This is a genomic window from Miniphocaeibacter halophilus, assembly GCF_016458825.1.
GTDB lineage: Bacteria > Bacillota > Clostridia > Tissierellales > Peptoniphilaceae > Miniphocaeibacter > Miniphocaeibacter halophilus.
The window spans coordinates 2,238,712-2,261,542 of record NZ_CP066744.1; the positions used below are offsets into that span (position 1 = coordinate 2,238,712).

The 22,831-nt window shown below is 28.2% G+C and carries 22 protein-coding genes; 3 read left to right on the forward strand and 19 right to left on the reverse strand.

Annotated elements, in window-relative coordinates; genetic code table 11:
* Positions 1 to 90: 90 nt before the first annotated feature.
* Complete coding sequence (gene secG, locus JFY71_RS11195; RefSeq protein ID WP_243660862.1) at positions 91 to 315, reverse strand: preprotein translocase subunit SecG; 225 nt, start codon at positions 313 to 315, stop codon at positions 91 to 93.
* A 676-nt stretch (positions 316 to 991) separates the two neighbouring features.
* On the opposite strand from secG, the gene JFY71_RS11200 reads away from it, so the two are divergent.
* A complete protein-coding gene (locus JFY71_RS11200; protein ID WP_243660863.1) occupies positions 992 to 1,417 on the forward strand; it encodes a flavodoxin in 426 nt (141 codons plus the stop codon).
* Between the two features lie 21 nt (positions 1,418 to 1,438).
* Here the strand turns inward: JFY71_RS11200 and hisIE are convergent, their stop codons facing one another.
* From hisIE to JFY71_RS11285, 17 genes are all read right to left on the reverse strand, one after another.
* Positions 1,439 to 2,053 carry a bifunctional phosphoribosyl-AMP cyclohydrolase/phosphoribosyl-ATP diphosphatase HisIE gene (gene hisIE / locus JFY71_RS11205; RefSeq protein WP_243660864.1) on the reverse strand — a complete coding sequence of 205 codons (615 nt, stop codon included), beginning with the start codon at positions 2,051 to 2,053 and terminating at the stop codon, positions 1,439 to 1,441.
* A complete protein-coding gene (gene hisF, locus JFY71_RS11210) occupies positions 2,050 to 2,823 on the reverse strand; it encodes an imidazole glycerol phosphate synthase subunit HisF (protein WP_243660865.1) in 774 nt (257 codons plus the stop codon). The genes hisIE and hisF overlap by 4 nt, the downstream gene beginning before the upstream one ends.
* 13 nt (positions 2,824 to 2,836) lie before the next feature.
* Complete coding sequence (gene hisA, locus JFY71_RS11215) at positions 2,837 to 3,547, reverse strand: 1-(5-phosphoribosyl)-5-[(5-phosphoribosylamino)methylideneamino]imidazole-4-carboxamide isomerase (protein ID WP_243660866.1); 711 nt, start codon at positions 3,545 to 3,547, stop codon at positions 2,837 to 2,839.
* Positions 3,547 to 4,134, reverse strand: a complete 588-nt coding sequence (hisB, locus tag JFY71_RS11220; protein WP_243660867.1) for an imidazoleglycerol-phosphate dehydratase HisB — start codon at positions 4,132 to 4,134, stop codon at positions 3,547 to 3,549. Before hisB ends, hisA begins: the two co-directional genes overlap by 1 nt.
* Complete coding sequence (hisC, locus tag JFY71_RS11225; protein ID WP_243660868.1) at positions 4,127 to 5,200, reverse strand: histidinol-phosphate transaminase; 1,074 nt, start codon at positions 5,198 to 5,200, stop codon at positions 4,127 to 4,129. Before hisC ends, hisB begins: the two co-directional genes overlap by 8 nt.
* Before the next feature lies 1 nt (position 5,201).
* Positions 5,202 to 6,494, reverse strand: a complete 1,293-nt coding sequence (gene hisD, locus JFY71_RS11230; RefSeq protein ID WP_243660869.1) for a histidinol dehydrogenase — start codon at positions 6,492 to 6,494, stop codon at positions 5,202 to 5,204.
* Positions 6,495 to 6,504: 10 nt separating this feature from the next.
* Complete coding sequence (hisG, locus tag JFY71_RS11235; RefSeq protein ID WP_243660870.1) at positions 6,505 to 8,115, reverse strand: ATP phosphoribosyltransferase; 1,611 nt, start codon at positions 8,113 to 8,115, stop codon at positions 6,505 to 6,507.
* A 357-nt stretch (positions 8,116 to 8,472) separates the two neighbouring features.
* Positions 8,473 to 10,443, reverse strand: a complete 1,971-nt coding sequence (gene tkt, locus JFY71_RS11240; RefSeq protein WP_243660871.1) for a transketolase — start codon at positions 10,441 to 10,443, stop codon at positions 8,473 to 8,475.
* A gap of 174 nt (positions 10,444 to 10,617) precedes the next feature.
* Entirely contained in the window at positions 10,618 to 12,015 is a 1,398-nt protein-coding gene (locus tag JFY71_RS11245) for a PH domain-containing protein (protein ID WP_243660872.1), read from the reverse strand.
* A 41-nt stretch (positions 12,016 to 12,056) separates the two neighbouring features.
* Entirely contained in the window at positions 12,057 to 12,689 is a 633-nt protein-coding gene (locus JFY71_RS11250) for a PH domain-containing protein (RefSeq protein ID WP_243660873.1), read from the reverse strand.
* 98 nt (positions 12,690 to 12,787) lie between these two features.
* Positions 12,788 to 13,303: a hypothetical protein gene (locus JFY71_RS11255; RefSeq protein ID WP_243660874.1), complete on the reverse strand. Its 516-nt coding sequence runs from the start codon at positions 13,301 to 13,303 to the stop codon at positions 12,788 to 12,790.
* 108 nt (positions 13,304 to 13,411) lie between these two features.
* The gene (locus JFY71_RS11260; RefSeq protein ID WP_243660875.1) at positions 13,412 to 13,792 is read right to left on the reverse strand and encodes a GntR family transcriptional regulator; all 381 of its coding nucleotides are present in this window, start codon (positions 13,790 to 13,792) and stop codon (positions 13,412 to 13,414) included.
* 113 nt (positions 13,793 to 13,905) lie between these two features.
* A complete protein-coding gene (gene lon, locus JFY71_RS11265; protein WP_243660876.1) occupies positions 13,906 to 16,245 on the reverse strand; it encodes an endopeptidase La in 2,340 nt (779 codons plus the stop codon).
* A 41-nt stretch (positions 16,246 to 16,286) separates the two neighbouring features.
* Positions 16,287 to 17,522 carry an ATP-dependent Clp protease ATP-binding subunit ClpX gene (clpX, locus tag JFY71_RS11270; RefSeq protein WP_243660877.1) on the reverse strand — a complete coding sequence of 412 codons (1,236 nt, stop codon included), beginning with the start codon at positions 17,520 to 17,522 and terminating at the stop codon, positions 16,287 to 16,289.
* A gap of 8 nt (positions 17,523 to 17,530) precedes the next feature.
* Positions 17,531 to 18,115 (reverse strand): ATP-dependent Clp endopeptidase proteolytic subunit ClpP, encoded by a 585-nt coding sequence (clpP, locus tag JFY71_RS11275; RefSeq protein WP_243660878.1) that lies wholly within the window; start codon positions 18,113 to 18,115, stop codon positions 17,531 to 17,533.
* Between the two features lie 24 nt (positions 18,116 to 18,139).
* A complete protein-coding gene (gene tig / locus JFY71_RS11280; RefSeq protein WP_243660879.1) occupies positions 18,140 to 19,444 on the reverse strand; it encodes a trigger factor in 1,305 nt (434 codons plus the stop codon).
* A gap of 100 nt (positions 19,445 to 19,544) precedes the next feature.
* Positions 19,545 to 21,824, reverse strand: coding sequence for an N-acetylmuramoyl-L-alanine amidase (locus tag JFY71_RS11285; protein ID WP_243660880.1), 2,280 nt, complete (start codon positions 21,822 to 21,824; stop codon positions 19,545 to 19,547).
* Between the two features lie 145 nt (positions 21,825 to 21,969).
* Here JFY71_RS11285 and JFY71_RS11290 point away from each other — a divergent pair, with 145 nt between their 5' ends.
* Together JFY71_RS11290 and JFY71_RS12220 are read left to right on the forward strand one after the other, a co-directional pair.
* Entirely contained in the window at positions 21,970 to 22,362 is a 393-nt protein-coding gene (locus JFY71_RS11290) for a hypothetical protein (RefSeq protein WP_243660881.1), read from the forward strand.
* Between the two features lie 2 nt (positions 22,363 to 22,364).
* Positions 22,365 to 22,631 carry a helix-turn-helix transcriptional regulator gene (locus JFY71_RS12220; RefSeq protein ID WP_420846423.1) on the forward strand — a complete coding sequence of 89 codons (267 nt, stop codon included), beginning with the start codon at positions 22,365 to 22,367 and terminating at the stop codon, positions 22,629 to 22,631.
* A 52-nt stretch (positions 22,632 to 22,683) separates the two neighbouring features.
* Here JFY71_RS12220 and JFY71_RS11295 read toward each other — a convergent pair whose 3' ends face one another.
* On the reverse strand, positions 22,684 to 22,818 hold the full coding sequence (locus tag JFY71_RS11295; RefSeq protein WP_243660882.1) for a FeoB-associated Cys-rich membrane protein: 135 nt from the start codon (positions 22,816 to 22,818) through the stop codon (positions 22,684 to 22,686).
* Positions 22,819 to 22,831 lie beyond the last annotated feature (13 nt).

Consider the following 22,831-nt stretch of genomic DNA (forward strand, 5'->3'; position numbering starts at 1 on the left):
AAATCCTCCTTAAATAATAAATTAATAAAAATAAAGCGATTATAAATAATCGCTAAATTTACATAAAGTTTTAAAGTCTTATAAATTCATTTAAGATAAAATTGCTAAAGCTAACGCTATTATAAAGAATAAAATTGAACAAACAATTACAATTCTATCTATAAGATAATTTTTCGAAGTTTTTCTTCCATATCCTCCTGTATTTGAACTTTCAGTTAAAGAAGCTAAACCATCTGACTTTGAATCTTGGAATAATACACTTACTATAATTACAATACTAACTATACCTAATAGTATTTCAAGAAATTGTTTCATGAGCACCTCCCACTACATATCATTCCTTACGATAATATCATAATTATGCCCTATTATCAAGTTAACAGACAGCAATTAAATACTTTTTTTATATAAGTATTAGATTATATTTATATAAAATATTAAATCTCTGCCAAATTAATAACTGTTACTGACTTTTAAAAAGATTAAAGCCATAGTTTAGGAGTAGTTAATCTTTATTATCATTTTAAAAAGAGGAATAGGATTACTGGAAAAATATGTTTAAAATTATATTTCCTCCTACTCTATGTCGTTATAATTACCAGGCTGATTAACATTATCTAATTAAAAATAATATTCTAAATTATTATTTTATATTCTTGATTTAGAAAAAAACTGAATTTAGGCAGAATAAAAATTTTTATCTAAATATTTTTCCTCAAATTGATGTTTTAAGACCATAAAATATTTACAATATAAATTTAAAAAATGGTGAATTTCTTCATGAAATTAGGGTATTTGTAAATTACCCTTTATTGAAATAAAAAATATTTTCCAGAAAGAAGATCCTACATTAACGGAAACTAAAAAATATCTAGTAATTAGAATTAACAAAAGCTTCTTTCTTTCCAAAAATGTACAAGCTTTTGGAAATATTACTACTATTTGGATTTTAATTTGTAATTTATTAAAAATAAATACAAAGGAGTGAAAAATGAAAAAATTAGCAGTTGTATTTTGGACTGGAACAGGCAATACAGAAAATATGGCAAATGCCATTATTGAAGGAGCTAACTGTCTTAATACAGAAAATGATTTATTTTTTAGTGACGATTTTAACGCTAATATGATTGATGATTATGAAGTAATAGCTTTTGGATGTCCTGCAATGGGCGATGAAGAATTGGAAGACAGTTTTGAAGAGTTATTCGAATCATGTGAAGATAAACTTCCTAACAAAAAAGTGGCTTTGTTTGGCTCATATGAATGGAATAATGGTGAATGGATGGAGGAATGGACGAAAAGAACTAAAGATTTAGGTGCTATATTAGTTACAGACTCATTAGCAGTTTATGATAATCCCTCAGATGAGGATTTGGAAAAATGTAGAGAATTTGGAATTGCTTGTGCAAAGGCATAAAAGAGCTTCTTTCGAAGCTCTTTATTTATATCTATTAGTTATTTCTGTCATTATATCATCTAGAGTTACCCCTTGGTTATAAAGTAAAACATTTAAATGATACAACAGGTCTGAAGCTTCATAAATCAATTCCTCTTTTGAATTATTTTTTGCTCCTATAATTGTTTCAGCAGATTCTTCTCCAATTTTTTTACAAATTTTATCTACACCCTCTTTTAATAGGTAATTTGTGTAGGAGCCTTCAATTGGGTTTTCAGCTCTATTTTTTATCATATCATATTCTTTAAACAGTATTTCTCTGTCTACTGTTTCTTCAAATATTTCCTTTTCATTAAAAAAGCAAGATACTTCTCCGGTATGACAGGCCGGTCCATTAGGTAGGACTTTTAATAAAATTGTATCCTTGTCACAGTCCAGTGCTATTTCCACTACTTTTTGTGTGTTTCCTGAAGTTTCTCCCTTATTCCATAATTCTTTTCTAGATCTACTATAAAACCAAGAGGATTTTGTTTCTAAAGTTTTCTCTAAAGCCTCTTCGTTCATATAGGCTAACATTAAAACCTCTTTAGTTTTTGCATCCTGCACTATTGCGGGAATTAAACCATTTTCATTCCATTTAATATCTTTTATAATCATAATTCATAACTACTCCAATCTACTTCAATATTTTTAAACAATAAATATCTTTTTAAATCATGTATATCTATTTCATCAAAATGAAATACCGACGCTCCTAAAGCCGAATTAGCACCTGCATTAAAGGCTTCTTTAAAATGCTCCAGTTTACCTGCACCACCTGAAGCAATAATCGGAATAGTTAAATTATCTCTTAACTGTTTTGTAAGCTCTAGGTCATAGCCTTTTTTGGCACCATCTCCATCTATGGAATTCATACATAATTCGCCAGCGCCTAATTTTTCAAGTTTTTTTGCAAATTCTACTACATCAATTCCTGTATTTTCACTGCCGCCTTTTATATATACATCCCAAGAGCCTTTTTCATTTTTTTTACCATCTATTGCAACTACTATTTTGTCCTTGCCAAATTTCTCCGATGCTTCTTTAATAAATTGTGGATTTTTAACAGCTGCAGTATTAATGGAAACCTTTGTTGCACCTGCATCTAAGGCTTCCTGTATATCTTCTAGGCTACTGATTCCTCCACCAACAGTAAGGGGAATGTTTTTACTTTTACAAATTTCAGCAATTTTACGTGCAATTTCTATTTGATTTTTTCTACCTTCATTTGATGCAGAAATATCGTAATATATAATTTCATCAATGCCTTCTTCAATATAATAAGCTGCTCTTTCCACCGGATCAGCGATTTCCTTTATATCTGTAAATTGTACTCCCTTTACTAATTTTCCGTCTTTACAATCTAAACATGCTATTATTTTTTTCACAATTTTACTCCTATTAAGAAAATTTCGATATTTCATCCATGGTGATTTTTCCTTCATATAAGGCTTTACCTGTAACACCACCATACAAGTTAATTTCTTTTAATTTATAAAAATCTTCAATATTACTTAAACCACCGGCAGCTATAATATTATCGCCAAATTCTTTTTGTAGTTTATCTAGAATTTCAATATTTGGTCCTTCTAAGGTACCATCTCTTTTTATATCTGTATAGATTATTGTCTTTAAACCAATATTCTTCAATTCCTTACAAAAATCAAAAATATTTATATCGGTTTTTTCTACCCAACCTTTTATAGCTACCTGTTCCCCATAGCAATCAACGGAAACAGCAATTTTATCACCATGTTTTTCTATAAGTGATTTAACCAGTTTTGGGTTTTCAACTGCTACTGTACCAAGTATAACCCTACTAACACCTAGATTAATTAAATTATTTACAATTTCTTCAGATCTAATTCCCCCACCAACTTGTATTGGAATTGAAATTTCCTTCACTATTTTTTCAATAATATCATAATTTCTATTTTCATTACTAAAGGCCCCATCTAAATCTATAATGTGTAAATATTTAGCACCTTTTTTTTCTAAATCCTTGGCAACTTCCACAGGATTATCAAAATAATATGTTACTTCCTCTTCTTTTCCTTGATGAAGTCTTACACATTGTCTGTTTTTTAAGTCTATTGCTGGTAAAATTAACATTATATTACTCCTTTTGTTGAAGGTATATCCATATTGCCATCTTCTATTTTACAAGCAATTCTTAAAGCCCTTCCCATTGCCTTAAATATTGACTCTATTTTGTGGTGGTCATTTTCTCCATAGTGGTTATTTATATGTAAGTTAAACCTACCATTAATAGCTAATGCATAAAGAAATTCCTTTAACATCTCCGTTTCAAACTCTCCAATCATGTCTCTATTTAACTTAACATTATAAACCAAGTATCCCCTTCCACTTAAATCTAAATCTACAGTAGTTAGAGTTTCGTCCATTGGACAAGTAAAGGACCCATAACGATTAATACCTGCTTTATTGCCTAATGCTTTTACTAAACATTCACCTAAAACAATGCCTATGTCTTCAATTAAATGATGATTGTCTACATAGGTATCCCCCTTTGTATAAATTTGCAAATTAAAGTTTCCATGTTTAGCCAATAAATTTAACATATGGTCAAAAAAGCCTATACCTGTTTTACCTTTTAATAAACCATTTCCATCTATATCCAGTTCTATTTTTATATTAGTTTCTAAAGTATTTCTTTCTACATTGGCAATTCTATTCATTTTCGCTCCTACAATTAAAAGATTTTATAATTAAATTATTTACTTCAGTATTAGAAATTGAAATTCTAATACAATTATCAAGCTCCGGTCTTTCCTTATAAACTTTAGCTAAAATACTATTGTTTTCCAAGTTCTGTAAAATATTATCGATTTTATCGGGACTGACTTTTACTAATACAAAGTTTGTATTACTATCATAAACTGTTAGATATTCATGTTTCCTTAATTCCTGAATTATTCTATCTCTTTCATTTTTAAAGAAATTAATTCTTTCTAAAATAAATTCTCTATTCTTTAATACTTCTGTAGCTATCTTTTGGGTTAATCCATTTACATTATAAGGTGGTTTAACTTTATTTAAACAATTTATTACTTCCTCATTACCAACTCCGTAGCCAATTCTTAGTCCGGCTAAACCGAATAATTTTGATAATGTTCTAATTACAATAACCCTACTATTGTCTAGATAATTTAACTGTCCCAAGGATGAAAATTCAATATATGCTTGGTCAAGAACTATAATTGAATCTGTACTATTAATAATTTTTTCTATTTCCTCTTTTGGCATTAAATAGCCTGTTGGATTATTAGGAACACATAAAAATATTACTTTTGCCTTATTTTTATTTGCTTTTTCAATAATTTTGTCTGTATTAATAATATAATTATCTTTATCCCTTACTTTAATTATTTTCCCATTATTAATAGTTGTACTAATATTATACATTTCAAAACTGGGACTGTGAACTACTACATAATCATCCGGTTCGATGAAAGTCATAATAATTAGATTAATAATTTCATCTCCACCATTTCCACAAATAATATTAGCTTTTTTAATATTTAAAAAATTTGCTAATTCTTCACGTAATTCATTTGTCATTGGGTCTGGATAACGATTAAAATCGTAGTCTTTCACTATATTTACAATTGTATTTTTAATATTTTCTTCTTCTATAATATTAAAGGGACTTTCATTTGCATTTACAACATATTTTTCCTTAATTGCTTTAGTTTCATAATTACTAAAATCCCTTAAACATTTTTTTAAATATCTCTCACTCATATTAGTCCTCTTGAAATCTTATATCTATAGCATTGGCATGGGCAAATAAGCCTTCTTTTTTAGCGAATTTTTGTACCTTATCCCCTACTTTTTCCAATGCATCTTTATTATATTGTATAATACTACTTCTTTTAAAATAATCATATACACCTAAAGGTGATGAAAACTTAGCAGTTCCACTTGTCGGTAAAGTATGGTTTGGTCCGGCAAAATAGTCACCTACAGGTTCCGGAGAATATTCTCCTAAGAAAATTGCTCCTGCATTAGTTATTTTATCTAAATAAGTTTCAGGGTTATCATATAGGATTTCTAAGTGCTCTGGTGCAAATTCATTCATCCACTCAATAGCTTCATCCTTATTTCTAGCTATTATACCTAAGGCATAATTTTCAATAGACTTTAAGTTAATATCCTTTCTAGGTAATTTTTCTATTTGTTTATAGACTTCTTCTTCAACTTTTTCTGCCTGTTCCTTAGATGTAGTAATAAAAATCGGTGCTGCCATTTCATCATGCTCTGCTTGCGATAATAAATCAGCTGCAATTATTCTAGGATTGGACTTTTCATCTGCTAAGATTCCAATTTCACTTGGTCCGGCAATCATATCAATATCCACTTTCCCAAAAACCTGTTTTTTAGCAGTAGCAACAAAAATATTTCCAGGCCCTACTATTTTATATACAGGTTCTATTGTTTCAGTACCATAGGCTAAAGCAGCAATTGCTTGAGCTCCACCTACCTTATAAATTTCATCTATATTGGCAACATAGGCTGCAGCTAAAATATATGGATCTACTTTTCCACTACTATCCGGTGGTGTAACCATAGCTAAAGATTTTACTCCGGCAACTTTTGCCGGTATTGCTGTCATTAAAACCGTTGAAGGATAACCAGCTGTACCTCCAGGTACGTATAAACCAACACGCTTAATAGGAGTAATTTTTTGGCCTAATTTTATTCCTGGTCCAAAATCTTTAAACCATGTAGTTTCTACTTCTTCTTCATGGTATATTCTTATATTTTCAGATGCTTCTTTTAAAATATTTAAAAATTCTTCTCCTACTATATCTATTGCTTCTTCTACTTCTTCCTTAGAAACTTTAATATTTTCCAATTCTACCCTATCAAATTTATAGGTATATTCCTTTAAGGCAACGTCTCCATTTCTTTTTATATTATTAATAATATCTCGAACGGTATTTTCTATTTCTAAATTGTCTTCATCTTCCCGTTTTAATAATTCATTTAAAGTTTTTCTTTTATTCATACCGTCTTTAATTTCAATTATTCTCATAATACCTCTCCTAATTTTTTAATTCTAATTCTTCTAAAATTCCCATTATATTGCCAACTTGTTTGTTTTTCGTTTTTAAAGCAACTTTATTACATATTAGCCTAGAGGAAATATCCAAAATTTTTTCATCTTCAACTAAATTGTTTTCTTTAAGAGTTCCACCTGTTTCAACTATATCTACAATTACATCAGATAATTTTACAATAGGGCCTAATTCTACAGAACCGTTTAACTTTATTAAATTAATAGGTACACCTTTTTTAGAGAAGAAGTTTTTAGTTATTGTAGGATATTTAGTAGCAACTAAAACCTTTTTATTATAATCAATTTCGGTATTTCTTATTTTAGCAGTTGCCATTCTACAAATTCCAATATTTAAATTCATTAACTCATATACCTTATACTGTTCCTCTAACAAAATATCATTTCCGACAATTCCAATATCTGCTGCTCCATTTTCAACATAAATTGGTACATCCTGAGATTTTACAAGTATAACTTCAATTTTTTTACTTTTATCTAAGAATAACAACTTTCTACTTTTTTCACTGTATTCGGGAAAAATTAATCCACACTCTTCAAACCTTTTCATAGCTTGTTTATGGACTCTTCCCTTTGCTAAAGCTATATGAATAACGTCATCGTATTTATCGTCCTCTAAATACTCATCAACTAAATTAACATTAATACCAAAACCGCAACAAGGCCTATATTTTCCAAAATCTTCAGCTAAATTATTACATCTACCTCCACTTACAACAGGGACATGAAGGGAACCGGCATAGACTTTAAAAATTAAATCAGTATAATAATTTAAATTATTAGTAAAAGATAAATCTAACTTAACTTTTATGTCCAGTTTTTTATTATTAATAATTTCATATATATTCTCTATTCTCTCTAAAGCCCTTGTCATATTACTATTTTTACAGTATTCTTTAGCCTTACTAATAATCTCATCATATTCACCAAATAATTTTGGTAGGGCATAAATAAAATCCTTATCTTCTCTTTTTATGCTTAAAGGCTCAACATATTCTCTAATATCGTTAATGTTTTTAGTTTCAATTAGTTTTTTTATATTTTCCTTAATATGACTTTCTATATTTAAAGATTGAAAAAAGCCTTCTTGAAAAGCGATATTTCCAATGTCTAATTGAATATTATTAAATCCAATTTCTTTTAACATATCTATTGCTAAATTTATTACTTCATAATCTATTTCAGAAGAGTCTTTGCCAAAAAGTTCAACTCCTCCTTGTAAAAAATCCCTTCCATAACTTTTAGGGCTTTTATATTCCCTAAAAATTGTTGTTAAATAGCATAATTTTACTATTTCCTTTTCATCTTCAAATTTAGAAGATACTATTTTAGCAATAGGTATAGTTGCATCGGGCCTTAAAACCAAAATTTTCCCATCTTTATCTATTATTTTTGTCATATTTAATTTATCTAATTTGTCATAATTTTTATATACTTCATAGTCCTCAAAGTAAGGTGTACTTACTTGTTTATAGCCTGCATCTTTTGCCTTATCTAAAATTATATTACCAATATTATTTATTTCATTAATTTTTTCACCGAAAATATATTCCGAGCCTTTAATAAAATATTTATCCATGTTTCACCTCAAATTTACTTATTTATTAATTAATTCATTATTATTACTATAACATTAAATTAGGATTTAAAAATAAAAAAAGCCACTACAATAGTGGCTATAACAATAAAAATTCAACACTACAATATAGCCATATACAATTATAGATGGCTGTGATGCATTAAATTATTTAATTCAATTTTAAATAATAAAGTTTTCATAGTGATTTCTCCTTTAAAATAGAATATACTATTTATTTATAATTGTCAAATAAATTTCAATATTTCTTTTTATGATACCTAAGTAAAATATATATGTTGTAAAATAACAATAATATATATAAAAAAACCATACAAAAATAATTTGTATGGTTTAAATTTAATCTAAGATACTTAAAGCTTTTTCTACAATATTTTCTACTGTAAAACCAAATTTATCAAATAATGAATTTGCAGGTGCAGAAGCTCCAAAACCTTCCATTCCTATTTTTATTCCGTCTAGTCCTACATACTTATCCCATCCATAAGTAGAAAGTGCTTCTACAGAAACTCTTTTACTTACTTCTTTAGGTAAAACAGAGTTTTTATATCCTTCTGATTGTTTATCAAAAACATCTGGACTAGGCATTGAAACAACCCTAACTCCATAACCTAATTTATTAATTCTTTCAGCAGCATCACAAATAAGTTTTACTTCTGAACCGGAAGCCATTAGAATAATGTCTATTCTTTCTCCTAAATCCTTTAATACATAACCGCCATTAAGTGCATCTTTTCCGGTTTCTTCCAGATTTTCTAATTTTTGTCTAGTTAAGGCAAAAACCGTTGGTCCATCCTTCTTCTTTAAAGCATACTCATAGGCAGCAGCAGTTTCTTTGCCATCAGCCGGTCTGAAAGTTGAAATATTCGGTGTTGATCTTAACATAACCATTTGTTCAATTGGTTGATGTGTTGGTCCATCTTCCCCAACACCAATACTATCATGGGTAAATACATACAATACCTGTTGATTCATCAATGCTGACAATCTTATTGTAGGTTTAACATAATCACTAAATACCAAGAAGGTAGCACAATATGGCAATAATCCACCATGTAAGCTTATTCCGTTTGAAATAGCACTCATGGCTAATTCTCTAACACCAAAATGAATATTTTTTCCTTCTCTATTAGTTGGACTATAATAACTAGTATTTTTCATTTCAGTCTTATTTGATGGAGATAAATCTGCTGAGCCACCAATTAAATAAGGAATTTTTTCAGCTAGTCTATTTATTAATGTTCCTGAATACCCCCTTGATGCATCGTCCTTGTCAAATTTATAAAACTCTTCATCAAAAACATCATCTGATAAATCCTTCTTTAGGGACATTAAAAATTCTTTAGCTTCTTCCGGATAATTGTTTTTATATTCCTCTAACAATTTATTCCATTCTTCTTCTTTTAACTCGCCTTTTTTACTACTTTCAGAAATATATTCTCTAACTTCTTTTGGAACATAAAATTCTTCTTCATATTCCCAGCCGATTTTATTTTTAAAATCAACAATATTATCGTCGCCTAAAGGTTCACCATGAGCTGAGGCAGATCCTTCCTTAGCACTATCCCAACCAATTTTGGTTTTTATTTCTATTAAAGATGGTTTATCTGTTTTCTTAGCTTCATTTATAGCAGCTAAAATATCGTCTAGGGATTTTCCATCTTCTACATAAAAAGTATCCCAACCTAAAGCTTCATACCTAGCTCTAACATTTTCTGTAAAGGAAATATCGGTACTACCTTCAATAGAAATATTATTAGAATCATAAAGTACGATTAATTTAGATAGTTTATTTGCTGCAGCAAAAGATGATGCTTCATTTGTAATTCCTTCCATCATACATCCATCACCGGCAATAACATATGTGTAATGGTCAACTATATTTAAACCCGGTTTATTATACTTTGCTGCTAAATGGGATTCTGCTAAAGCCATACCTACTCCCATAGCTAATCCTTGGCCTAAAGGTCCTGTTGTAGCCTCTACTCCAACTGTATGTCCATATTCCGGATGTCCTGGAGTCTTACTATCTAATTGTCTAAAGTTTTTCAAATCATCTATCGTTAAACCATAGTTAAATAAATGTAATAGCGAATAAAGCAACATAGAACCATGTCCTGCTGATAAAATAAATCTGTCCCTATTAAACCAATTAGGATTTTTAGGATTATGATTCATAACGTCATTCCAAAGTGTAAAGGCCATTGGAGCTGCTCCCATTGGCATTCCAGGATGACCTGACTTAGCCTTTTGTACAGCTTCTACAGACAATACTCTAATTGTGTTTACCGCTAAATTTCTAATATCCATTGTTCACCTCATATAATTAATTAAATACATTCTATCTAAGTTTATCAATATATACTAATAAAATCAATAATATATTGAATTTATTAGTATATTTATTAACGTTTTTATAATGCTACTTAATAATTTTGCAAGAAAAAACAGCAAGAATTACTTGCTGTTAAGTTTTAAACTACACTATTTATCTATATATTTTGTAATTTTATTAAATAATTTTTCTGTTTTATTATTTGTATCTTCATTGAAAATATATGTTTTTCCCTTTGCTTTAATAACTATATGGGAGTCTACATAATTATAGCTATATAGTGTAACATTTCCGTAATTCTTTAAATTATATGAGCCAGCACTATAATTTTCCATGGCATTTCCTATAATTCTATAGGCATTTTCAAAATCTATTTCTTCCTTAAACTCAAGGGAATCTATTTCCTTAAGATTTATTGTTGAGTTAAAGGTGGAAACTTCTATTTCCAATTTATTATCCTCAATTGTATAATCTATACTTGCATATATTGTATCATGTAAAAAAATTACGGAACCTACTAAAATGACTATTAAAAATAAGGAAGAAAGCAAATTAATCATCTTTCCCTTAATATTTCCCCTATTAACTTCCGTACCTGCACTAGATACAAGGGAATTAACCATTGCTCTATTATCATAGGGATTGTTATAACCATAATAGTCATAAAAATCTCCGGCTTTTGAAATATTATTATTGCTTATCTCATATTTCTTATTTACTTTATAAAAGACTATTATGAATAGAATCCATAAAATTATAAGAAATATATTTAGGAAAATAAATACATAATTCATATAACCCAATGAGTAGGTTAATATTATATAGGCAAAAATAAGTATAAAATCAATTAAAATCAATTTATAGATTAAATTATAGTTGTATTCTATTTTTTCCTTATTAGCCTTATAATTTTCCTTATAATCGTCAGAAATCTTTATGTAATTATCCAATTTAAGAATTAAAATCATTACAAGATTTAATGAATTAACATTTAATAATAAAACCAATATTTCAAATAATTCAACTTTAGATTTTAATAAAAAAGACAAAATTCCAATTATTATTGTTAATATTAAGCTTAAATGTAGTAATTTATTATATTTACCTTTTAAATTATCGGCAAGTATTCTAGTATCAACTTCAATTTCATATTCAGTTACTAGGGCCCAATTATTATCACTTTTAATTTTCTTAATCTGCTTATGATTTTTATTTAGGTATACCTGCAAAACTACTAAGGGCAACATTAATATAAGAATTAAGGTAAAGGCAAAGTATTCATTAAATAGATATTTATTAAAATCCGAAAAATATAAACCATAGAAGTACATGAGCATAAGCAAATTATGAAAAATTCCTATTATTTTTATTACCTTCTTAGATTTTTCGGTAATAAGCTTAATACCTTCATCGTCCTTGTGTTCATAGGGAATACTTACTAGCATAACTCTCCCATCTCTGTAATTTGTACTCTTGTAATAGGCTCTATAGGCAAATATATAGCCTCCAATTATTAAAATCATTATTACTATAAAGAAAAAAATCATAGTCCACTTCCTTTTATATATTTTATTTTAAAGAACAAAAATTACTCTAATTTACCCCTTATGGAATTATATAGCTCTTCCGTTTCCTTTTTTGTACTTTCATTAAAAATATATTTCTGATTCTTAGTATCAACTACAATATGAAAATCATTGTCATTGTAGGAATACAGTCTAACGCTTCCCCATTCTTCAAATTTAAAACTTCCAAAATTTTGTTTTGAATTACTTCCTCCATTTGACCTATATCCTTTAGGGAATTCCTTTATTTTTTCAAATTCTATATTCTTTATATCCTTTAATTTAATTTCATCCTTGTAGATATTAGAAGACACTTTTAAATAACTATTATTTAAATCATAATTGAAATCACTTGTTCCAGTTGCAAACATTGAAAAGAATATAAGCAAAAAGGTCGAAAGCAAAATTCCTAACACTGTAATTCTACCTTTTAAAGTTCCTGTATTTATAGTCATACCTATTGAAACTTTTTTCTCCACAAATATTCTATTGTCATAGGGATTGTTGTATCCAAAATAGTCATAAAAGTCTCCGGTGTTATTTATATTATTTTTACCAATATAATATTTTTTATTTAATGTGCTATACCTAATGAAAAAAATGAATATAGCAATAATATTAACAAGCAGTGAAATTAATATTGTATTTATAATCAAATTATATCTTTCCTTTAAAATTAAATGCATTAATATAGAAAGACTGCAGGTAAAAATATTTATAGCAATAAATTGGTTTAAAACTACCTTATTAGACTTTATTTTTCCAAATTATATGCATAATTTTCTTCAAACTTTTCACTAAGATAATTATAATTTTCAGACTTCATAATAAAGGTGAAAATTAAAATATTAGCTGATGCAAATAAAGGAAAAAATGCTGATTCACTTAAGTTTGGAAGAAATATAAAAATACTTATCGATAAAAGTAAGACTATTAATGAGCCATATAGTGCAAAATTATATTCAGCCTTTAAATTAGAGTTAAGCAGTTTTGTATCTATGAAAACATCTGTGGGAAATTGCCAATTATTTTCTATTTTCAAAGTAAGAACCTTTTTCCTCTGATTATTTAAATAAATATCAATTATTAACTGAATTAATAATATTATTATTAGTAAAAAAATATAATAATTTGCTTTATAAAAAAATAAACAACTTCCAATTAGAATAAATATAATACTTAATAGAGATAATATTTTTAAAAATTTAAGGGGTTTTTTAGAAATTTCAGATATTTCTTCATTGTCTTTTTCAGAATAGGGAATTTTCACCAAAAAGATTTCTCCATTATTATATTTTAGAGTTTTCTTATTCCAATAGTACATTAAAAAAACAACCGGTATCAATATACTATTATAAATTAAAAATAGAATTAACATCTATTTTACCTCTCCGTATTCTTTAGTAGTATTATTAATCATCTCTATTATTTTCTCTATACTGAAACCTCTAACTATTGACTCTGTTACCATAAGTTCCACTTCATTATTTAGTTTTGATAAAAACAATTCATTAGCTACAATGTCCTCTCTTACTGTAACACCATTTCTTCCTTCTGTTCTTACAATACCTTCTTCTTTTAAAATCTGATAGGTTTTGTTTACAGTCATTGGATTAAGACCAACTTGTTTAGCCATATCCCTAACTGTTGGAAGTTTTTCTCCCGGATTTATTTCTTTACTAGCAATCCTCTTTATAATTTCATTTCTTAACTGTAAATACACAGGAGTGCTGGATTGCATATTTAATTTTATAATCATATTGTCACCTCTTTGTATTAATAATTATAATACATTATTGTATAGTATACAATAATACAATGTATTTAATTTGAAAAATATTTTCTGGAAAATAAAAAAAGAACCATAATTTCTTATGATTCTTTAATAGCTAAATTTAATACTTCATCAATAGTTTCAACATAAGAAAATTGTAATAATTTTCTTACTTTATTTGGAATTAACTCTACATCTTTTTCATTGGCCTTTGGTAGTATAATATTTTTTATTCCATATCGGTTTGCTGCTAATACTTTTTCTTTAACTCCACCAATTGGTAAGACTCTACCCCTTAAGGTAATTTCTCCTGTCATGGCAATGTCATGGCTTACTTTCTTACCTGATAAGGCCGAAACTAAAGCCGTAATAATTGAAACACCTGCCGATGGTCCATCTTTTGGTACAGCTCCTTCAGGGAAATGTAGATGAATATCCTTATTTTTATAAAACTCACCTTTTATTCCTAATTTTTCTTGGTTACTTCTTATAAAGGATACTGCAGCCATAGCCGATTCTTTCATTACGTCCCCAAGCATGCCGGTTAATTGTACTTTTCCGCTACCTTCCATAACAGTTGCTTCAATAGTTAATATTTCTCCACCTGTTTCAGTCCAAGCAAGTCCATTAACTACTCCTACCATGTCTTCTTTAGGAATGTCATCATCAACAATTTTCACATTACCTATATATTTTTCCAAATTTCTCAAGGAAATTCTAACAGCTTTTTTATTTTTTTCCACTATATCCATTACAGCTTTTCTTACAGCCTTAGAAATTAATCTTTCTAAATTTCTAACTCCTGCTTCTCTTGTATAATTTGTAATCATTTTCTTAACAGAATCTGTTGAAATTGAAAACTGATTTGGTTTTAAGCCATGCTCTTTAACTTGTTTAGGTATTAAATATTTTTCAGCAATATTTAGTTTTTCAAATTCAGTATAGCCGGAAATTCTTATTATTTCCATTCTATCTAGCAAGGCTGCTGGAATGGTATTTAATGAGTTTGCTGTAGTAACAAACATTACTTTAGATAAATCAAATGGAATTTCAATATAGTTATCTATAAAAGCGTCATTTTGAGCAGGGTCTAAAACCTCTAATAAAGCAGATGCAGGATCCCCTCTAAAATCTGAGGACAGTTTATCTATTTCATCTAGTAAAAATACCGGATTTGTTGTACCAGCATCTTCCATTAGCTTAATTATTCTACCAGGCATAGCCCCAATATAGGTTTTTCTATGACCTCTAATTTCAGCCTCATCTCTAACTCCACCTAATCGCATACTAACAAAGTTTCTATTTGTAGCTCTAGCTATGGATTTTACAATTGATGTTTTACCTACTCCCGGTGGTCCAACTAAACATAATATTGGCCCCTTTAAACCCTTTGTCATTTTTTTAACTGCAATAAATTCCAATACTCTTTCTTTAACATCTTCCAGTCCATAGTGGTCCTCTTCTAGAATATCTCTTGCCTTTTTAATGTCATATTTTTCTTTTGTAGTTTTATTCCAAGGCAAACTTAATATTTCTTCAACATAGGAACGAATTACATTTACATCCGGACTTCCAGGTGAAAGGATATTCAATCTATTTATTTCTTTTAATACGTGCTCTTCTGACTTTTTATTTAATTTTAATTTTTTTAATTGTTCTGTATATTTAAAAGCTATTTCTTCGTCATCATCTTCGCCTAATTCCTGTCTAATAGCCATTAATTGTTCTTTTAAATAATATTCCCTTTGGTTTTTACTAATTTGTTTAGAAACTTTTTTATTAATTTCTTCTTCGATTTTTAAATATTCGATTTCTTTTAATAAGATACCATGTAATATTTCAAGTCTTTTATAAATATCCAGTTCTTTTATTATATTAAAATAGTCATCGCCTTCTAGGTTTATATAGGAAGCAACAATATCAGCTAAACGACTTGGATCATCCTGTTCCAGTATTGGCAATATCATTTCTGTTGAAATATTTGGATTTAAACTAATATATTCTTTGGCATCATTTACTACTAATCTAGTAATAGCTTTTAAATTATCATCAAGTACAACTTTTTCTTCGTTATAAACATATTCTTTTAGCTCTGCTTGAATGTAATTATCTTCAAAAATAAATTCTTTCGCTTCTGCCCTACTTATTCCTTCGACCAATATTCTCATATTGCCATTAGGTAGTTTTAAGGTCTGTTTTATTTCTGCAATAACGCCAGTGTCATAAAAATCACCTATTTTAGGTTCATCAATACTAGCATCTTTTTGTGCCGTTAAAAAAATCAATGAATCTTTTATCATAGATTCATTTAATGCATTTATAGAAATATCCCTTCCTACATCAAAATGAATAATAGTATTAGGAAATATCCATATACCTCTCATTGGTATAATAGGTAATCTAATATTTTTTACTTCATAAGTAATATTTTTATTCATAAAACCCTCTCTAAAAAAAATAGCTCACAATAGTGAGCTTTTTATTTTTTATTAAAAACCAACTTTGGTTCTGAACCTTTAATTATAGTATCTGCATCTATAATAACCTCTTTAACATCTTCTCTAGAAGGTATTTCAAACATAATATCCATTAGGGTTTCTTCAATAATGGACCTTAATCCTCTAGCTCCAGTTTTACGGTCAAAAGCTTTCTGTGCAATAGCCTTTAAACCTTCTTCTGTAAATGTTAATTCAACATTATCCATTTTAAACAATTCTTCGTATTGTTTTACTATTGCATTTTTAGGTTCAACTAATATTCTCATAAGAGAATCAATATCCAATTCTTCTAAGGTTACTATAACCGGAATTCTACCTATTAATTCTGGTATTAAACCATATTTTAATAAGTCTTCCTGTCTAATATCTTTAATTAGTTCTCCAATTTTTGATTCTTTTCTATCTCTAATATCAGCTCCAAAGCCGATAGATTTTGTCTCTTTTCTTTGTTCAATAATTTTTTCAATGCCTTCAAAGGCACCACCAAAAATAAATAATATATTTGTTGTATCGATTTGTATATACTCTTGATGAGGATGTTTTCTTCCACCTTGAGGTGGAACATTTGCAACCATGCCTTCTATGATTTTCAACAATGCTTGTTGAACTCCTTCACCACTAACATCTCTGGTAATGGAAGGATTAGCCGATTTTCTTGTAATTTTATCTATTTCATCTATATAGATAATGCCACGTTCAGCTCTTTCAATATCATAATCAGCTGCTTGGACTAATTTTAATATTACATTTTCCACATCTTCGCCAACATAACCAGCTTCAGTAAGAGATGTTGCATCTGCAATTGCAAAAGGTACATCTAATGTTTTAGCTAAAGTCTGTGCCAATAGAGTTTTACCGGATCCTGTTGGGCCAATTAATAATATATTGGACTTTTGAAGTTCAATATCCGTATTGTTGTAATTGCTATTTATTCTCTTGTAATGATTATAAACAGCTACAGATAAAGCTTTCTTTCCTACTTCTTGTTGAATAACATATTGGTCAAGAATTTTTTTCATTTCTATAGGTTTATAAAGCTTCTCATCTAAGTGAGAAGCTCCTTTTTCTTTAAAAATTTCATCCTCAATTATATCGTTACATAGTTTAACGCATTCGTCACAAATATAAACATTTGGTCCTGCTATTAATCTATTAACCTCATCAGAAGTTTTTCCACAAAAAGAACAACTAATCTTTTTTTCTTCTATTTCTGACATATATTCCCCTATTTAGACTTGTCTATAACTTCGTCTATTAATCCATATTCCTTTGCTTCCTTAGCATCCATATAATTATCTCTATCTGTGTCTTTTTCAATAATCTCTAATGGTTGTCCAGTTCTTTCAGCTAGGATATCATTTAATCTTGCTCTTGTTTTTAATATTTTTTCAGCTTGAATTCTAATATCTTCAGCTTGTCCTTGTGCTCCACCTAATGGTTGGTGAATCATTATATCTGCATTTGGTAAAGAAAATCTCTTTCCCTTAGTACCTGCAGCAAGTAAAAATGCTCCCATACTTGCAGCCATACCAATACAAATTGTACTTACATCACATTTAACATATTGCATTGTATCATATATGGCAAATCCTGCACTAACTGAACCACCTGGAGAATTAATATATATTTGAATATCTTTTTTAGGATCTTCAGATTCTAAAAAAAGTAATTGTGCTACAACTAAATCAGCCATAACATTATTAATTTCTCCACTTATAAAAATTATTCTATCTTTTAATAGTCTGGAAAAAATATCATAAGATCTTTCCCCTCTATTTGTTTGCTCTACTACCATTGGTACTAATGCCATAATTTTGCCTCCTTTAAATATCTTTTATTTAGATTCCTCTTTAAAGTTGACCATACTAACAAGTTTATCTACTGCTTTTTTCTTTTTAACATTTTCAGCAATAATTTCTAAGTTACCTGATTTTTTCATATTTTTAATGAATTTATCTTTATTTTTTGAATCATATTGTTCTGCTAATTCATTTAATTCTTTATCTACTTCTTCATCAGAAGCTTCTATACCTTCAGCTTCAATTAAAGCTTCTATAGCTAAGTCAGATTTTACTTTTCTTTCTGCATTAGGTTTTAATTCTTCTTTAGTATCTTCTTCTGAAGTGTTAGTAATGGAAAAATACTGTTCTGCATTTAAGCCCATTCCTTGTATTCTATAAAGGAAATCTTCATATTCTCTTTCAATTTCATTTTTTACCATTGAATCTGGTATTTCAACTTCCATTACATCAATTAAGGCTTCTATAGCTTTATTTTCTTTATCTATTTTTTTTCTAGATTCGTTTTGTTCTTCTAAATCAATTTTTATGTTATTTCTATATTCTTCTAAAGTATCAAATTCTGAAACATCTTTAACAAATTCATCATCTAATTCAGGTAAAACTTTTTCTTGTATGGAATTTAATTTAACTTCAAATACTACATCTTTTCCCTTTAAAGTTTCCTCTTGGTAATCTTCAGGGAAGGTTACATTAACTTCAAATTCCTCTCCAATTTTCTTACCTATTATCTGTTCTTCAAATCCCGGTATAAATGTATTTGAACCAATTGTTAATTCATAATTTTCAGCCTGTCCACCTGGAAATAATTCTCCATCTAGTTTTCCTGCAAAATCTATATTAACAATGTCTTTGTCCTTTACTTCTCTATCTTCTATACTAACTAATCTTGAATTAGATTCTAAAGCACTATTAATAACTCTTTCAATATCCTCTTCTTTAACTTCATAGGATTCTAATTCTGCTTCAAGATTACTGTAATCGCCTAATTTAGGTTCTGGCTTTACATCAACTTCAAATTTTATTTTAACAGGGTTTTCCCTATTTAATTCATCGATATCAATTTCCGGATTATCTACTGGATCTAAATCCAATTCATTTAATGCTTCTTCGTATACTTCTGGTAATAATATATTTATAGCATCTTCATAAAAAATACCTTCGCCATAATTCAGTTCAATTATTTTTCTAGGTACCTTTCCCTTTCTAAATCCTGGTATTGAAAATCTTTTTTTATTTTTAATATAAGCTTTTTGTATAGCTTCTTCAAATTTATTTTGTGCTACTTCCACAGTAAACACTGCTCTATTTTTTTCTTTATTTACTAAAACTGCGCTCATAATTATTCCTCCAAATATAAAATGTACAACTACTCACATTGACTAAGTATATCATATTTTTTTCTATTTTGCATTAAAAAAAGACTACATAAGTAGTCTCTTATTTTACGCCATAATATGAGGCAATTGTACTAGCCATATTTTTAGCTAATGTTTCTGCTTTTGACTCATATTTAGTAACATCTGCAAGATTATCATGGAAACAATGTTCAATTAACATTCCTGCTGGAGCCGCATTATTTCTTAAAACTCCATAGTAGTTTGATTTAGGATTAACTCCACTTGTATTTGCTCCATAATATCTGTACTTAACACCTCTATTTGATGTTCCCAAGGTTGATGATATGGTTTTTGTTAAATTAGTTGCCAATGAAGTTGCCCTTGCATTAACATCTTCATAGATTTCTACACCTTTGGCTGAGCCATTTAATGCATTTGTGTGTAAAGAAATAAATAAATCATAGCCTTTAGCAGATTGTCCACGTGATGCTAAAGAAGGATCTTTTCCTATACTAGCTCTAGTAGTACCTACTTGAATTCCATATGCTTCTAATTCTTTCTTTAAAAGTAATGAGAAATAATAATTTCCATCACCTTCATTTTTCCATCTTGGTCCAACATAACCCCTATTATGGGATGAGCCGGCACCGTGTCCCGGGTCCAATAATATTTTAACAGAAGTATTACTTCCTTGAATAGATGAACTATTATATATTTCATTTAAAGTTTTTTGTACACTATTTTCATATTCTTTACTAACACTAGCTGGACCACCATAAATATTTATAGTTTTTGCCTTAGATGAAGTAATATATCCCTTTAAATCTGCACTAACTGAATTGCCTTCTACTAGTACAACTGGGGAATTGTTCAAACCTGCTACTGATGCACCACTTAAAGAATCTGCAAAAGTATTTCCAGTTGCTAAATTAATAATACTTGTTGAGCTAAAATAATTTTTAGCTAAATTAATACTTGTTCCATATCTATTAGCTCCATGTACTCTTGTAACGGACTTGCTTTCTGCTTTTAATTTATCTTGCACAGAATTACTAATAGTCGCAGGCCCACCTACTAAAATAACAGAACAATTACTTGACTTTATATAATTTAAAGTATCATTTGGTATTGAAGAATTTTCAACATATAAAATCGGATATCCCTTACTAGCTGATAAAGCTGCTGCCGATAAAGAGTCTGAATAACTAGATGAAGAAGATACAATAACAGTATTAAAACTACTTAGTTGCTTTGCAACTGAAATAGCTGTTTTATAAATATTAGAACCTGTTAATCTTGTAACTACTTTTCCATTATTTTGTAACTTTGTTTCAATACCTTTTCCAATTTCTTTTTCGCTACCAACTATAAAAATATTCTTAGCCTTTAGTCTATTTATTTCAGCTTCAGAATAGTTATTTAATGTGTCTGCTTTAGTTAATAAAATCGGAGCATTTTTTTGTTTTGCTAAACTAGCTGCTGATAATATTTCATTTACTGAATCGCCGTTAACTAAGATTATATTTTCAGCAGTTGAAAATTTTGATTTAGAAATTTCTACCGCTGTAGCATATCTATCGTTTCCTGAGTATCTCTTTACATAAAAATCACTAGATAGTTTTGAAGTTGATGATAGACTTCTTAATTGTGGAGATTCATCATAATTAATATCTTCAACATTGGTATAGTCAGTTGTTAATACTATATTTTCTGTAGTTGAATAACCATCTACCTCTATTGTTAAAGTATAGTTACCAGCTTCTAGATAAATATTACTAGGAATATTTATAGAAGAGGATACACCATCAAAATCAATATAAAAAATACCTGAGCTGTTACCATTTCCAATAGTTACTTTAACTTCTGAGTAATTTCCATTTCTATTTAAACCTATTAATTGTGATAAAATTTGTTCTAAATTTTCACCACTAATATTGCTATTTCCTGTAATAGCAGAAGTATAAACATATCCTGTTGAAGAACCTGTCATATCGTTTAAAGTATCATGTACAGTAATATCTAATTCATCGATATTAGTAATACCTTCAATGTTATGTTCTTTTACTTTCCAATTACCAGCCTTGTTAATTAAAACTTCAAAATAATAAGTTTCAGTATCATCGTTATATACTGGACTAAATTTCAACTCTTCTCCATTATTATCTACATAAGAAATTGTAGAACTTGCATTAATATTATTGTTTTTAGTAGAATTTAAATAAACTACATTATTTTTAACTATTTCGTTCCTACTAATACTTACACTATTAGACGAACTTGCATAGGAAGTTCCTCCATTTCCAATACTAACTGCAATAGTAGAAAAAGTTAAAACCGTCATTAAAAATACTGAAAAAAACCTTTTTAATAAATTGTTCATCCTAATCTCCTTTTCTATTATTCCCAAATTACATACTAATTATATAGTATTCTGTACTAGTAAATCAAATTTAACTAGTTGAAATACTTAATTTATGTTAAAATAATGTAAATTATATAAATTTATTAACATTTAGGAGTTTGTTTTGGACATTTTAGAAAATCAATTAATTAGAGCTGTTTTAATGAAGGACAGAGACAAGACTAAAGAGCTTTCTGAATCAATATTTAATAAAATTGCTGAAGACCATACTAGTTTTGACTTTTTCAAAAGCTATTTAATACAATTTAATGGAATATTCTACTGGAATACTATTAAAAACATTAAGGATATTGAATATACAACTGCAATATTAAACGAAAGGAATGCTTTTCTTTTAAAAATTTCAGAATCAACAAATATTAAATCCTTAAAAAAGGTTTTTTTTGAAATGTTGGATTTTTATACTGCATCACAAAATAAGTTAATTTATAATTGTACAAATCCTTTAATTAAAACCATTCTAATTTATATTTACAACAACTGTGGAAAAAAATAACCTTGGAAATCTTATCCAATAAATTCCATATTAGTAAATCTTACTTATCTAATTTAATTTCTAAACACGTAGGAAATAGTCTACCAACTATTTTATTGAACTTTAGATTAGAAAAAGCAATTCTTTTGCTTTTAGACAGTAATCTGTCTATTAATGAAATTTCTCATTTAGTAGGCTTTGATAGTACATCTTATTTTTGCCACCAATTTAAAAGCGAATATGGAATAACTCCAAAGCAATTTAGGTCAGAGGGAAATTTTTCAATTTAAAAAGAAAAAAATAGTTTAGTATTATAAAAATAATACTAAACTATTTTTTATTTTATTTTTTATTAGATTGACAATTGCTTATATGACAAGAACTACAACTACCACAGCTTGATTTGTTCTTTCTCATACTTCTAATAGCAAATGCAACTATGCCAACTAGTAAGATTAATACTACTATTGTAGCCATAATAACCCTTCTT